12 protein-coding genes and 2 pseudogenes are annotated in these 14,003 nt (G+C 56.9%); 12 read left to right on the plus strand and 2 right to left on the minus strand.

Going from position 1 to position 14,003, the window contains the following annotated elements:
* From NUX24_RS12145 to NUX24_RS12190, 10 genes and pseudogenes are all read left to right on the plus strand, one after another.
* A pseudogene (locus NUX24_RS12145) lies at positions 1–160 on the plus strand (alkane 1-monooxygenase); the annotation flags it as partial.
* Positions 157–1,278 carry an amidohydrolase gene (locus NUX24_RS12150; protein ID WP_047651047.1) on the plus strand — a complete coding sequence of 374 codons (1,122 nt, stop codon included), beginning with the start codon at positions 157–159 and terminating at the stop codon, positions 1,276–1,278. The pseudogene NUX24_RS12145 and the gene NUX24_RS12150, both read left to right, overlap by 4 nt.
* Before the next feature lie 16 nt (positions 1,279–1,294).
* Positions 1,295–3,558, plus strand: a pseudogene (locus NUX24_RS12155) (NtaA/DmoA family FMN-dependent monooxygenase).
* Positions 3,559–3,567: 9 nt separating this feature from the next.
* A complete protein-coding gene (locus tag NUX24_RS12160; RefSeq protein WP_032656866.1) occupies positions 3,568–4,077 on the plus strand; it encodes a GNAT family N-acetyltransferase in 510 nt (169 codons plus the stop codon).
* Positions 4,078–4,086: 9 nt separating this feature from the next.
* A complete protein-coding gene (locus NUX24_RS12165) occupies positions 4,087–5,013 on the plus strand; it encodes an amino acid ABC transporter permease (RefSeq protein WP_039262857.1) in 927 nt (308 codons plus the stop codon).
* Positions 4,997–5,770, plus strand: coding sequence for an amino acid ABC transporter ATP-binding protein (locus tag NUX24_RS12170; protein WP_257831755.1), 774 nt, complete (start codon positions 4,997–4,999; stop codon positions 5,768–5,770). Before NUX24_RS12165 ends, NUX24_RS12170 begins: the two co-directional genes overlap by 17 nt.
* A gap of 9 nt (positions 5,771–5,779) precedes the next feature.
* Positions 5,780–6,667, plus strand: a complete 888-nt coding sequence (locus NUX24_RS12175; RefSeq protein WP_257831757.1) for an ABC transporter substrate-binding protein — start codon at positions 5,780–5,782, stop codon at positions 6,665–6,667.
* A gap of 40 nt (positions 6,668–6,707) precedes the next feature.
* The gene (locus tag NUX24_RS12180) at positions 6,708–7,325 is read left to right on the plus strand and encodes a glutathione S-transferase family protein (RefSeq protein ID WP_257831759.1); all 618 of its coding nucleotides are present in this window, start codon (positions 6,708–6,710) and stop codon (positions 7,323–7,325) included.
* A 37-nt stretch (positions 7,326–7,362) separates the two neighbouring features.
* Entirely contained in the window at positions 7,363–7,593 is a 231-nt protein-coding gene (pptA, locus tag NUX24_RS12185) for a tautomerase PptA (RefSeq protein ID WP_047651043.1), read from the plus strand.
* 192 nt (positions 7,594–7,785) lie between these two features.
* The gene (locus tag NUX24_RS12190; protein ID WP_257831761.1) at positions 7,786–8,787 is read left to right on the plus strand and encodes a Kdo(2)-lipid IV(A) acyltransferase; all 1,002 of its coding nucleotides are present in this window, start codon (positions 7,786–7,788) and stop codon (positions 8,785–8,787) included.
* Positions 8,788–8,832: 45 nt separating this feature from the next.
* On the opposite strand, the gene NUX24_RS12195 is transcribed toward NUX24_RS12190, so the two are convergent.
* Both NUX24_RS12195 and NUX24_RS12200 read right to left on the minus strand, forming a co-directional pair.
* On the minus strand, positions 8,833–10,518 hold the full coding sequence (locus NUX24_RS12195; protein ID WP_126328619.1) for an NAD-dependent malic enzyme: 1,686 nt from the start codon (positions 10,516–10,518) through the stop codon (positions 8,833–8,835).
* A 32-nt stretch (positions 10,519–10,550) separates the two neighbouring features.
* Entirely contained in the window at positions 10,551–11,498 is a 948-nt protein-coding gene (locus tag NUX24_RS12200) for an AEC family transporter (RefSeq protein ID WP_214575841.1), read from the minus strand.
* A 404-nt stretch (positions 11,499–11,902) separates the two neighbouring features.
* Here NUX24_RS12200 and NUX24_RS12205 point away from each other — a divergent pair, with 404 nt between their 5' ends.
* Both NUX24_RS12205 and NUX24_RS12210 read left to right on the plus strand, forming a co-directional pair.
* Complete coding sequence (locus NUX24_RS12205; RefSeq protein ID WP_257831764.1) at positions 11,903–13,234, plus strand: 2-hydroxycarboxylate transporter family protein; 1,332 nt, start codon at positions 11,903–11,905, stop codon at positions 13,232–13,234.
* A 121-nt stretch (positions 13,235–13,355) separates the two neighbouring features.
* Positions 13,356–13,991, plus strand: coding sequence for a helix-turn-helix domain-containing protein (locus tag NUX24_RS12210; protein WP_257831766.1), 636 nt, complete (start codon positions 13,356–13,358; stop codon positions 13,989–13,991).
* Positions 13,992–14,003: the final 12 nt, after the last annotated feature.

Here is a 14,003-nt window from a genome sequence, read left to right on the forward strand (position 1 = left end):
GGGTACCGCTGTGTCTGTGCTCGAACAGCTTAACGCCCTGCATGAAAAGTGGGGCATTGATGAATTTATCATCGACACGCCGGTAGCGGAGGGGGCAACGCGCGTCGCGTCGCTGCGCCTGCTTGCCGAGGCGCGTCTTAACAGGGAGGTCACCGTATGAGCTTTGGCGAACAGCTGATTGCCTGGCGTCGCGAACTGCACCAGAACCCGGAGCTCTCCGGCCAGGAAGTGGAGACCACGACCCGCCTGCGCCAGTGGCTGACGAATGCCGGGATTACTCCGCAGCCTTACGACCTGTCGACTGGACTGGTGGCGGAAATCGGCTCGGGCAACAGGCTGATTGCGCTGCGCGCAGATATCGATGCCCTGCCGATTGAAGAGCGCAGCGGCGTGCCGTTTAGTTCGCAGCGTGCAGGGGTGATGCATGCCTGCGGTCACGATATCCACACCAGCGTGATCCTCGGCGCCGCGTTAAAGCTGAAAGAGCGGGAAGCGTCGCTTAACGGCCGGGTGCGGATCCTGTTTCAGCCTGCCGAAGAGAACTTTGGCGGTGCGAAGAGCATGGTGCGGGCCGGTGCCCTGCGTGACGTCAGCGCCATCTTCGGCATGCATAACGAGCCCGGCCTGCCGGTCGGTGAGTTCGCTACCCGCGGCGGGCCGTTTTATGCCAACGTCGATCGCTTCGTGATCCGCATTACCGGTAAGGGCGCGCACGCCGCGCGTCCGCACGAAGGCAACGACGCCATCGTGCTGGCGAGCCAGCTGGTGACGGCGCTGCAAAGCGTCGCCAGCCGCAACGTCAATACGCTGGATTCGGTGGTGCTGAGCGTGACGCGCATTGCGGGCGGTAACACCTGGAACGTGCTGCCGGAAAGCGTCGAGCTGGAAGGCACGCTGCGCACCCACCGCACGGAAGTGCAGCAGAACGTTAAAGCCCGCGTGGGCGAAATCGCCGCCGGGTTTGCCAGCGCCTTCAGCGCGCAGATTGATATCACCTGGTATGCCGGACCCACCGCGCTGGTGAACGACGAGCGCTGGGCCGATTTCGCCACCTCGGTCGCCAGAGAAGCAGGCTACGAAACCCGGCACGCCGAGCTGCATATGGGCGGGGAAGATTTCGCGGTCTATCTGCAGCAGATCCCGGGGGCGTTTGTCAGCATCGGCAGCAACAGCCCGTACGGTTTACACCATCCGGCATTCAATCCGGATGAAGCCTTAATTGAGCCCGCTGCACGCTATTTTGCACAGCTTGCGGAAAAAGCCCTGCAACACGTTTAATTTTTAAGAGGTGAATATGTCTGCACATCGTCAACTGCGGCTCGGGACCATTTTGCATGGTGCATCCGGAAATATGTCCGCCTGGCGTCACCCTGAGGCCGTCGCCGATGCCAGCATCAATTTTGATTTCGTCAAAGCGACGGCGTTAAAGGCGGAGGAGGGCAAACTCGATTTTTTATTCGTTGCCGACGGTCTCTATATCAACGAGAAATCGATCCCGCATTTTTTAAATCGCTTTGAACCGCTGACGGTGTTATCCGCTCTCGCCAGCATCACCTCGCGCCTGGGGCTGGTGGGAACTTTATCCACCTCCTACAGCGAGCCCTTTACCACGGCGCGCCAGTTTGCCAGCCTCGACCACCTGAGCAACGGACGCGCGGGCTGGAACGTGGTGACGTCCCCGCTGGAAGGGTCAGCAAAGAACTTCTCTCGCGAAAAACACCCCGAGCACGCGCTGCGCTACCGGATTGCCGATGAGTATCTCGACGTGGTGAAAGGGCTGTGGGATTCCTGGGAAGGCGACGCCTTTGTGCGCAATAAAGAGAGCGGTCAGTTTTTTGACCCGACTAAATTGCATGCCCTGGACCACCACGGTGATTTCTTCCAGGTCGCCGGGCCGCTGAATATTGGGCGAACGCCACAGGGGCGGCCGATTGTCTTTCAGGCGGGCGCGTCGGACGACGGGAAAAAGCTGGCGGCGAAACATGCCGACGCCATTTTTACCCATCACGAGACCCTCGACGAAGCGAAAGCCTTTTACCGCGACGTGAAGCAGCAGCTGGAAAGTAACGGACGCCGCGCGTCTGATTTACATATCTTCCAGGGCGTCAGCGTGATTGTGGGTAAAGACGCCGATGACGTGGAGAACCAGTATCAGACCACGGCGGCGCTGGTGTCGATTAACGATGCCCTCAACTACCTCGGACGCTATTTCGAGCATCACGATTTCAGCCAGTACCCGCTCGACGAGCCGTTCCCGGATATCGGCGACTTAGGCAAAAACAGCTTCCGCAGCACCACCGATGAAATCAAGCGTAACGCCCGCGAGCGCAGCTTAACCCTGCGTCAGGTGGCGCTGGAAGCCGCTTCGCCGCGCCCGCGCTTTTCCGGTACGCCAGAAGAGGTGGCCGACGGCCTGCAGGCCTGGTTTGAAGGCTATGCCGCAGACGGCTTCATCATTCAGGGCGGCACGCCGGACACCTTCCCGCGCTTTGTTGACCAGGTGGTGCCTGTTCTGCAGGCCCGTGGCCTGTTCCGTACCGACTACCCTGGCACCACGCTGCGCGAAAGCCTGGGTTTAGACGAACCTAAAAACCAGTTCATACAACAATAAAAGAGAACTCCGCTATGCAGAAAACAACGCTTATTCTGGCGCTCGCGCTGGCCTTTACCCCTGCCGTCTGGGCAGAGAATGTGAATATTAACGGCACCGGCGTGAGCATCGAGGCCAATAAAACGCCGGTTAATACTGCTAAAAACAATGATGCGGTGGCACAGCTGCCGAAAGACTATCGCTTCGCCGTGCCGGGCAAATTTACCGTGGCGGTGGCGGGCCTCAATCAACCGCCGCTGACGGTGTTTTCCGATGACAACAAAACGCTGCTGGGAAGCGAGGTTGACGTCGCCCGTCTGGTCGCAGACAGCCTCGGGCTGGAGCTGAACGTGGTGCCAACCTCCTGGGAAGACTGGCCGCTGGGCGTGGCATCCGGGAAATATGATGCCGCTATCAGCAACATCACCGTCACCAAAGAGCGTAAAGAGAAGTTTGACTTTGCCACCTACCGAAAAGATTCCCTCGGGTTCTACGTGAAATCCACCAGCCCGATCAAGTCGCTGCAGAAGGCGGAAGACATCGCCGGGCTGCGGATTATCGTCGGCTCCGGCACCAACCAGGAGGCCATTCTGCTGGCCTGGAATGCCGAAAACCTCAAGAAGGGGCTGAAGCCCTTTACCCCGATCTACACCAAAGACGATGCGGCGCAAACGCTGGCGCTGCAGTCCGGGCGCGCGGATGCCTACTTTGGTCCGAACGTGATTGGCGCCTGGAAAGCGGCGCTGAACGGGAAAACCAAACTGGTGGGTAGCGTCGACGGCGGCTGGCCGAAGGCGGCGCACATCGCGGTCACGCTGAAGAAAGGCAGCGGGCTGGTTGAGCCGGTGCAAACCGCGCTGAACGGGGTCATCAAAAACGGCGACTACGACAAAGTGCTGAACCGCTGGGGGGAAGGCGTTGAGCGTATTCCTCAGTCAGAAGTGAACCCAGCTGGCCTGGGCGATTAAGGAGGTGTGATGAGCGAACGATTTCGTGATGTTTCACCGGAAGACGCCGAGCTTCAGCCCATTATCGAGGGGCTGTTCGGTGAATATGCCGCCCGCTACGGGGACTACTTCTCCAAAGACGCGGAAGTTGAGCTTACAGAGTGGTATTTAGCGCCGCAGGGGCTGTTTATCGTCCTGGAGCGCGACGGGAAGATTATCGCCACCGGCGCGTACAAACCTTTCGACGAACGCACCGCGGAAATCAAACGCATCTGGACGGACAAAACCCTGCGTCAGCAGGGGCTTGCCGGGCGCGTGGTGCAGGAGCTTGAGCGCAGGGCGGTGCTGGCAGGGTACAGCCAAATCTACCTGACAACCGGCTTTCGCCAGCCGGAAGCGGTGCGGCTCTATCTCAGCCAGGGCTATCAGGCGCAGTTCGATCTGAACCGCGATCCGGAAGAGTACAGCCAGCCTCCGTTTGACGGTCGGCTGCGCTTCACCAAAACGCTGGTACGCGAAGCGTTCAGTAAAACCGCATGAGGAACGACGATGAGCAACGTTGAAACCATTAAGGTGGTCCCGGCGCGTTATCCGCTGCGGGCCGTCGGCGCCGCGGTGGCGCTGTTTGTCCTGGCGGTCGTGATTCAGTCCGTGGCCTTTAACCCGCGCTGGGAATGGGCGGTGTTTGCCCGCTGGTTCTTTGATCCGGTGATCCTCGAAGGTGTCGGGCAGACCCTGCTGCTGACGCTGATCGGCACCGCGCTGAGCGTGGTGCTTGGCGGCATGCTGGCGCTGGCGAGACTCTCTTCATCCTGGCTGCTGAGCAGCCTGGCGTGGGCCTATATCTGGCTGTTTCGGTCGCTGCCGCTGATCGTGGTGCTGATCATTCTCTACAACTTTTCCTATCTCTACGACACGCTTTCGCTCGGCGTGCCGTTCACCGGCATCACCTGGGGCAGCTTTGAAACCATCAACGTGCTGGGGCAGTTTTCTACCGCCGTGGTGGGGCTCACCCTGGTGCAGAGCGCCTATACCGCCGAGATCGTTCGCGGCGGATTCCTCGGGGTCGATCACGGCCAGTATGAGGCCGCCGCCGCGCTCGGTCTGCCGGCCTGGCGACGCACGGTGCGCATCATTTTGCCACAGGCGCTGCGCACCATTCTGCCGTCAGGGTTCAATGAAATCATCAGCCTCGCCAAGGGCACGGCGATGGTGTACGTCCTGGCGATGCCGGAACTGTTCTATACCATCCAGATGATCTACAACCGCACGCAGGAGGTGATCCCGCTGCTGATGGTCGGTGCCGCGTGGTATCTGGCGATCACCACCGTCCTGTCCGCTATCCAGTATGGCGTTGAACGCGCGCTTGCCCGCAGCGAACGCCGCTCTGCCGTTAACCAGAACCGTGCCGTCCGTCGCACCCGTTCTGTCACCACCACGCCAGCACAGGAGCCCGTCCATGCAAGCCTCTCCTGAAGGACACATTTCGATTACCGGCGTCAGCAAGTTTTTTGGCCGCCATAAGGCACTCGACAACGTTTCGCTTGAGATCCCGCCCGGTTCCGTGACGGTGATCCTCGGGCCGTCCGGCTCCGGCAAATCGACGCTGCTGCGCACCATTAACCACCTGGAGCGCGTCGATGAAGGTTTTATCCAGATCGACGGGGACTACATTGGCTACCGTCGTCAGGGAGACAGGCTCTACGAGCTGAAAGAGAAGGAGATCCTCAAACAGCGCGTTAACGTGGGCTATGTGTTCCAGAACTTCAATCTCTTTCCGCATCTCACGGTGCTGGAAAACCTGATTGAGGCGCCCATCGCGCATAAAAAGCTCAGCAAAAAAGAGGCGGTGGAAAGGGCGTACAGCCTGCTGGACGTGGTCGGGCTGCGGGATAAAGCCGATGCCTGGTCCCGCCATCTCTCCGGCGGACAGCAGCAGCGCATTGCCATTGCCCGCGCGCTGGCGCTGCGTCCCCGCGTGATGCTGTTTGATGAGCCCACCTCGGCGCTGGATCCGGAGCTGGTGGGCGAAGTGCTGGACGTGATCAAAAAGCTGGCGCGGTCCGGCACCACGCTGGTGGTGGTGACCCACGAGATCGGCTTTGCCCGGGAAGTGGCGGATCAGGTGGTGTTTATGGTCGACGGGAAAATTGTCGAGCAGGGAAGCAGTGACGAGGTATTAAACCGTCCGGCACATGCGCGAACGCGCCAGTTTCTCTCCAAAGTCTTGTAAGGAGTGCCAATGAAATATGGACTTCTGGCGGGGCTGATCGTCACGACGGTGAGCCACGCCAGCATTGATTTGAAAGCCAACGAGCAGCCGCTGCCGGTGACGGTGGATCGGCTGGCCGTGGCGAAGATCCCCGCAAACTACAAATTCGTTGAGCCGGGTACGCTGACGGTCGCCGTTTCGGCGCTGAATTCTCCGCCGCTGGCGCTGCTGGCCAGCGATAACCGTACGCGCATCGGTAGCGACCCGGATATCGCCCGCCTGCTGGCGGGCAGCCTGGGGCTAAAGCTGAAGCTGGTGCCGACGGTGTGGGAAGACTGGCCGCTCGGGATCGCCTCCGGGCGCTACGACGTGGCGCTGGTGAACATTGCGGTGACCGAACAGCGTAAAGAGAAATTTGATTTTGCGACCTACCGCGTCGATTCGCTGGCGTTTTCGGTGAAATCCACCAGCGACATTCAGTCAATCAAAAGCGCGGAAGATCTGGCCGGGAAAAAGGTGATTGTCGGCTCTGGTACAAATCAGGAACGCATCCTGCTGGGCTGGAACGAAGAGAACAAAAAGGCGGGAAGGGCGCCTGCGCTGCCGGTCTATCTCCACGACGATGCCTCGGGCAATCTCTATATTCAGTCCGGCAGGGCGGACGTGTTCTTTGGCCCGCAGTCGGTATCGGCCTATAAGGCTGCGCTCACGGGCAAAACCCGCGTTGTCGGTTTAGGGCCGAAAAAAGCCTATGTTGCGACCACCACCAAAAAAGGCAATGAGCTGGTGTACGCGCTGCAGGCCGCGCTGGACGGCGCGATTAAGCGCGGAGATTACCAGAAGGTGCTGGCGCGCTGGGGTGAGCAGGGCGAAGCGGTGGCGCAGTCGGAGGTCAACCCGCCTGGGATAACCTACTAATGGTGCTCTACACTTAGGTTTTCATCCCTGAGGGGGCAACATGATTAAACTCTATGGCGTACCCGGCTGGGGCTCGGCGATCGGTGAAGTGATGCTAACCCTGGCCGATATCCCTTATCAATTTATCAACGTGGACGGGTTTGACCAGCCCGGCCCGCAGCGCGAACTGCTGCAAAAGCTTAACCCGCTGTGTCAGGTGCCCACGCTGGAGCTGGAAAATGGCGCCATCATGACCGAAACGGCGGCGATTGCCCTGATGGTGCTCGACAGATGTCCCGATCTCGCGCCGCCCGTGGGGCAGGCCGAACGCCAGCAGTTTCAGCGCTTGCTGATCTGGTTTGTGGCCAACGTCTATCCCACGTTTACGTATGCGGACTATCCCGAACGCTGGGCGCCGGATACGCCTGAACAGCTGCAGAAAAACTGCATCGAATACCGGAAATCCCTCTATTTGTGGTTCGAAACTCAGCTCAAGGCCGCGCCGTTTGCGTTGGGGGAACGGCTGACGCTGCTGGATGTGTATATCGCGGTGGCGCGCACCTGGGGGCCACGCCATGACTGGTTTGCAACCAATACGCCGAGGTTTACGGCTATTGCGGACGCCATATGCCAGCTACCGGAACTGCACAAGGTGTTAAAGGCCAACGGTATTATCTGATAACGTGGAGCCCTGACTCACAACTGGAAGCCTGTATATGCCACACGTAGATATCAAATGTTTTCCCCGCGATTTGAACGACGAACAAAAAGCTGCCCTGGCCGAGGATATTGCTGAGGTCATTATTCGCCATTTCAACAGCAAAGACAGCTCGGTGTCCGTTGCGTTGAATCAGGTGAACCAGGAGGACTGGAAAGCGCAGGTCTGGGATATCGAAATAGGACCGAAGCTGGACGAATTAATCAAAAAGCCAGGCTATTCAATGTAAGCGCAATTGCCGGGGGGAACGCTCCTCCCCGGTTTTCCCCGCCTCGTCTTCCCGCTTTTTCGCAAAAATCGATAAAAATGCGTTTTATCTTATCCGTTACACTTTACGTTTCTGACTGACATTTCATACATCCTTAGGAAAGATCTCAAACAGAATCAATTAAGGACAGACACGCTAAAGGATAATTTTCTCATGACAAAATTACCCCATTTTTCACTCGCCTTTCTTCACCCTCGTTACTGGCTAAGCTGGGCCGGCATCGCCGCGCTGTGGCTCATCATGCTGCTCCCTTATCCGCTGCTGTTCCGAATCGGCCACGGCCTTGGACGGCTGGCGATGCGCCTGCTTCCGCGCCGCGTTGAGATTGCCCGCCGCAACCTGGAACTCTGTTTTCCGGAGATGAAAAAGGCGGAGCGAGAGTTACTGCTGCAGCGTAATTTTGAATCGGTAGGAATGGGGGTAATCGAAACCGGGATGGCATGGTTCTGGCCTGCGTGGCGGGTGAAAAAATGCTTTACCGTGCAGGGGTATGAGCACATGGAAAAGGCGCGGGCAAAGGGCAATGGCGTGGTGCTCGTTGGCATGCATTTTCTCACCCTTGAGCTGGGCGCGCGGATCTTTGGCATGCTCAACCCTGGAATTGGGGTGTATCGTCCGAATAATAACGCTGTGCTGGACTGGCTTCAGACGCGCGGACGCCTGCGCTCCAATAAAACCATGCTCGATCGTCATGATTTAAAGGGCATGATCCGCTCGCTGAAGCAGAATGAAATTTTGTGGTACGCCCCGGACCACGACTATGGCAAAACCAACAGCGTGTTTGTGCCGTTCTTTGCGGTTCCGGATGCCGCCACGACCGCGGGAAGCTATATGCTGGTCAAAAGCGCTAAGCCTGCCGTTATTCCCTTTGTGCCGCGCCGTAGGGCGGACGGTACCGGCTACGAACTGATTATTCTGGAGGATATCAGCGAGGCGCTGCAGGGGGGAGATAAAGAATCTGTAGCGACGCAGATGAACAGGGCGATTGAGCAGGCGGTGTGCATGGCCCCAGAGCAGTATATGTGGCTGCACCGTCGCTTCAAAACGCGTCCTGAAGGTCAGCCTGACCGCTATGCCCGCCGCAAGAGCGTGGCACCACGGGCTGATATCCTTTCCGCAGCCGATCTTTCCGATCGGTCTGGCGTCCAGCACTGAGGAAGCAATCCTGCCCTCACCGCGCAGTGAGGGCAGGCGCGAAGCTTACAGCGCAGACCTGCGGTACGGCGCATAGTCCGCCTGCCACCAGGTCTTCTCAATACGCGCCATCAGCGTCTCATCATCAATCGCCGGAGCCACGTCCTGTTCAATGGCGGCCCGGGCGACGGCGACGGCAATCTGGCGTGAGACCGTTTCAATCTGATCTACCGGCGGCAGCAATCCGCCTTTTTCCGTGGTGACCAGAGGAGACTGCGCGGCCAGGCTGCGGCTTGCTGCCATCAGCATCTCTTCCGTCACCCGGCGCGCGTTGCAGGCCAGCACGCCCAGCCCCAGGCCCGGGAAGATATAGGCGTTGTTACACTGGGCGATCTCGTAGTGTTCATTCTCCCAGAATACCGGGGCGAACGGGCTGCCGGTGGCCACCAGTGCGGCACCCTGGGTCCAGGCAATGAGATCCTGCGGCTGGGCTTCCGCCCGCGAGGTCGGGTTCGAGAGCGGCATGATGATCGGGCGCGGACAGTGGCGATGCATCTCTTTGACAATCTCTTCGCTGAACAGCCCCGGCTGGCCCGAAACGCCGATCATCACGGTAGGATGCGCGTTCTTCACCACGTCCAGCAGGGAAATGTTCTTCGCGTCAACCTGCCAGCTGCAAACGGCGTCGCGCGCGGTAAGCAGGTGTTTCTGGAAATCGAGCAGGTTGGTCATGTCGTCGGTCAGCAGGCCGAAGCGATCGACCATAAAGATCCGGCTGCGCGCTTCCGGCTCGGTCAGGCCGTCATCCACCATCAGCGCCACTATTTTTTCAGCTATCCCGCATCCGGCAGAGCCGCTGCCCAGGAAGACCACGCGCTGGTCGCGAATGCGCGTGCCTGCCGCATGGGCCGCCGCCATCAGCGTACCGGCGGTGACGGCGGCCGTGCCCTGGATATCATCATTGAAGCAGCACAGCTGGTCGCGGTAGCGCTGGAGCAGCCTGGTGGCATTTTTCTGCGCGAAGTCCTCAAATTGCAGGAGCACATTGGGCCAGCGCGCTTTAACGGTGCTGACAAACATATCCATAAACTCAGCGTACTGGTCGTCGCTGATGCGCGGGTGGCGCCAGCCCATGTACATCGGGTCGTCGAGGTGTTGCTGATTATTGGTGCCAACATCCAGCATAATCGGCAGGGTAGAAGCCGGATGGATCCCGCCACAGGCGGTGTACAGCGACAGCTTGCCAATTGGTATACCCATGCCGCCGATACCCTGATCGCCAAGCCCTAAAATACGTTCCCCGTCCGTCACCACAATCACGCGAACGTCGTTGCGCGAAAAGCTTTGCAGCATCTCATCAATACGATGGCGATTCGGCCATGAAATAAACAGGCCCCGCGCGCGTCGATAAATTGTGGAGAAATGCTCGCAGGCTTCACCGACCGTCGGGGTATAGATAATCGGTAACGTCTCTTTGAGATGCGAACGCAAGAGGTTATAAAAAAGAGTTTCATTGGTGTCCTGAATATTTCGCAGATAAACATGACGCGAAATATCGCTTTTAAAATGACAGAACTGCACCCAGGCACGCTCGGTTTGTTCTTCAATGGTTTCAACGTTGTGCGGCAATAACCCATGCAGATTAAAATTGTCACGCTCCTCTTTAATAAATGCGAGCCCTTTATTTAGCAGCGGATTTTCCAGCAATACGGCCCCGTTATAGGGGGTGTACAGAACTTCTTTCCGGGACATGGTTAACTCCTGAATTTTTTAAATAAAACAGATTAAGAGATGAAATAGATCATAATACCTTCGGTCACGACCCCGACGGCAGTGCCAATTAATATGGAAGAGGATGCGGTATCAATATAGGTATCGCTGCGCAACGCAAACATCCCCGCGGCAATCGCGGAAGGCGTTGCGCCAATAATGACGACCTGCTGCAGTAAGGTATGGCTCAGGCCAAAGGCGATCCCCGCGGCGGCCATCATTGCTGGCTGAATAAGGTTTTTAATACTGATATTGGTAAACGTCTGCACGTTCAGTTTTGGACGTTCACCGTAAAACAGCAGGCCGAGGGCAAACAGGGACAGTCCGCCTGAAACCTTGCCAACCATCTCAATAGGCATGCTGAGAATGGCAGGGATTTTCACGCCGGCCAGGCTGAGCAATACGCCGGAGACCGGGATCCAGACGATAGGGTTGCGTGCCGCTTTGATGAGGTTTTGCACGATCATCGCGCCCGGGTGCAGCGCCTCCAGGCCATCTTGACCGTTTTTATCACCCATACGAATCAGGACAATAGTCAGAGGGATCATGATAACGCTGGTAATAATATTGCCAATCAGCACGCCGATAAATCCTTCCGGCCCAATCAATACCGCCAGGACCGGTGCGCCAAAGTAAGCCATATCGGGAAAGGCGCAAACCAGAGACTGAATGGCGCTGGTTTTGATATCGTGGCGAAAAACGTAGCGTGAAATAAATAGCGTCAGTAAATACGATCCCATTAAACCGACAACCAGCACGGCCATAAAGGTCAGGTTCTTAATTTTATTGGGGTCGGTATGCAATGCGCCGATAAAAAGATGGAAAGGAAGGGCAAAACGAATTACCACGGTTGCCATAACGTTTGCATCTTCACGCCGAGAATATCCCAGCTTTCCACTTAGCCATCCAAGTAACATTATAAAGACGAGCGGAAACAGTGACTGTAATAGTAATGAAGGCATAGTATTTCCTGTAGGGTATTTTATGTGTTTTATTGCAGCGCTAATCTAGCGCTTAGAAAGCAGGGCAGAAGTGACAAGGGTCACACTCTCTCTGGTTTTATTAATTTCAAAAAGATTGCATTAGTTGGATAACTAATACTTTCGTCAAATATTGATAAGACGCAAGAAAGCGACATTAGCTGTTATAAATAACTTTAGTTACTTAATGCTGAATTAAGTTATTTAAAAGCAAAGGGCCAGATTGTTCACATTTCTACCCGCAGGCCCGTGATAATTTCATCGTGAGCCTGTTTTTAGAAAAGGCCATCTAAGTCTTTATTTATATTTAAGAACATTTATTCGTATCAGGAATAGTTTCAGTTATTCCTTTCTCTGTTTATCCGAACACAAATTCAGGTGATTATATGAAAGATAATCCTGTACCGACTTCTGAACTGTCGACCTCGCGTTTTGCCTTTGGGCTCAACGATACCGAGGTGGGCACGGTCCCGTTGATGCTGTTCGTCGGGATTGCCGCGATTGTGGCGACGTCCGCCTGGGCAGGGCTGCTGCCAAAAAATATGATTGGTGGTCTCGCGGTCATTATGACCCTCGGCTTCGCGTTTGCCAAAGTAGGGCGTCAAATCCCGGTGCTGAAAGATATCGGCGGCCCGGCGATCCTGTGCCTGATGGTGCCTTCCGTGCTGGTCTATTTTGGCGTATTCGGGAAACATACCCTTGATACCGTCCATCTGCTGATGAAAGAGGCGAATCTGCTCTATTTCGTCATCGCCTGCCTGGTGGTCGGCAGCATTCTGGGGATGAACAGGGTGCTGCTGATCCAGGGGATGATGCGCATGTTTGTTCCGCTGGCGGCCGGAACATGCATGGCCGTGCTGAGCGGCCTCATTGTGGGCTCACTGTTTGGTTATACGCCTTACCACACCTTCTTCTTCATCATTGTGCCCATTATCGGCGGCGGGATCGGCGAGGGGATTTTGCCGCTGTCCCTGGCCTATTCGGCAATACTGGGGCAGACGCCCGACGTCTACGTTGCGCAGCTGGCACCCGCTGCGGTTGTCGGGAATATCTTCGCCATTATTTGTGCGGGCTCGCTGGCGCGTCTCGGCGCGAAACGTCCTGCGCTTTCGGGAAATGGCATGCTCACGCGGAGTAAAGATGACGCCAGCCTGTTTGCCGGGGCGCAAAGCACGCAGCAGACGGATTTTCATCTGATGGGAGGCGGATTGCTGATGGTGTGCGCGTTTTTCATCGTCGGCGGATTGTTTGAAAAACTGGTTCACATTCCTGGTCCGGTGCTGATGATCCTGATTGCCGTTCTGTGTAAATACTTCAGGGTGATCCCGGCCTCAATGGAGCAGGGTGCGCACAGTTGCTATAAATTCGTCTCGGCTGCGCTGGTCTGGCCGCTGATGATCGGCCTCGGGATGTTATACGTGCCGCTTGAGAGCGTGGTGTCGGTCTTTTCGGTGGGATACGTGGTGGTATGCGGTTCGGTTGTGATTGCGATGGCGCTGAGCGGCTACTTTATCGCGTCGCGTCTGAATATGTATCCTGTGGAAGCGGCCATTGTGACCTGCTGCCACAGCGGGCTGGGCGGAACGGGGGACGTGGCCATTTTGTCCGCGTCTAACCGGATGTCGCTCATGCCATTCGCACAGATCGCCACCCGCATCGGCGGCGCGTCGACGGTGATTTTCGCTACGCTGCTGATGGGCTGGATTATGGCGAACTGATCCGATACGTCAGGATGCTGAATCGCAACGACATTTTCAGGATGTCGCTGCGGTTCAGTCCTTTATAAAACTCACCGCGCTGTATAGAATTACCGCATCCACAGTGACGGGATACAACACGATGACCGGAAGAGTTGATTATCAGATTGAAAAATACCTCCTTACCGAAGCCGCCGAGCCGGAGCGCCTGACGCGCCAGTGGGCAGAGGTGATGGAGGAGTGTCGTGAGCAACAGTCCGGTGCAGAGGAGCGGCTGCGTCTCGCGCTGCTTAATGTGGATTACGTCACCAGCTTCGAGCTGCCCTTCAGGCTACTCCTTACCCGTGCGCCTCAGCTGATAGACGTTTTCAGAAAAGAGCTTCAGCTCAGCCAGAAAAATGTTCTGTTTAACGGCAAGCGCTTTGGCTGCGTCTATAGCCTTAAAAGGGATCTCGACGGCATACCTGAGGAGTTTACCTATCAGCTTAAAACGCGTATCCAGCGCAGTGACGCGACAGGATGCAATGAACTGCCTTACCGGCAAATTGCCCAGCAGGTTAAAGCCCCGAAGGAACGCCTCAGGCTGGCGCTGGAAAACGGGCTGTCGGTGACGGCACTCGACGGGCTTTTCTGGTTTGGCATTCAGCGCATCGCGGCTGATGTGCAGAGATTACGCAAAACGGGGATGAGGATCGTGACGTCCGACGCCGAGGTGTTTGATACGCTCACCAAAACAACCCGGCGGATCCCAGCCTATAGCCTTGCTCGCCCGGAATGAGTGTCAGTCTCT

It is taken from the genome of Enterobacter sp. HG048 (assembly GCF_024702055.1).
Lineage (GTDB): Bacteria > Pseudomonadota > Gammaproteobacteria > Enterobacterales > Enterobacteriaceae > Enterobacter > Enterobacter dykesii.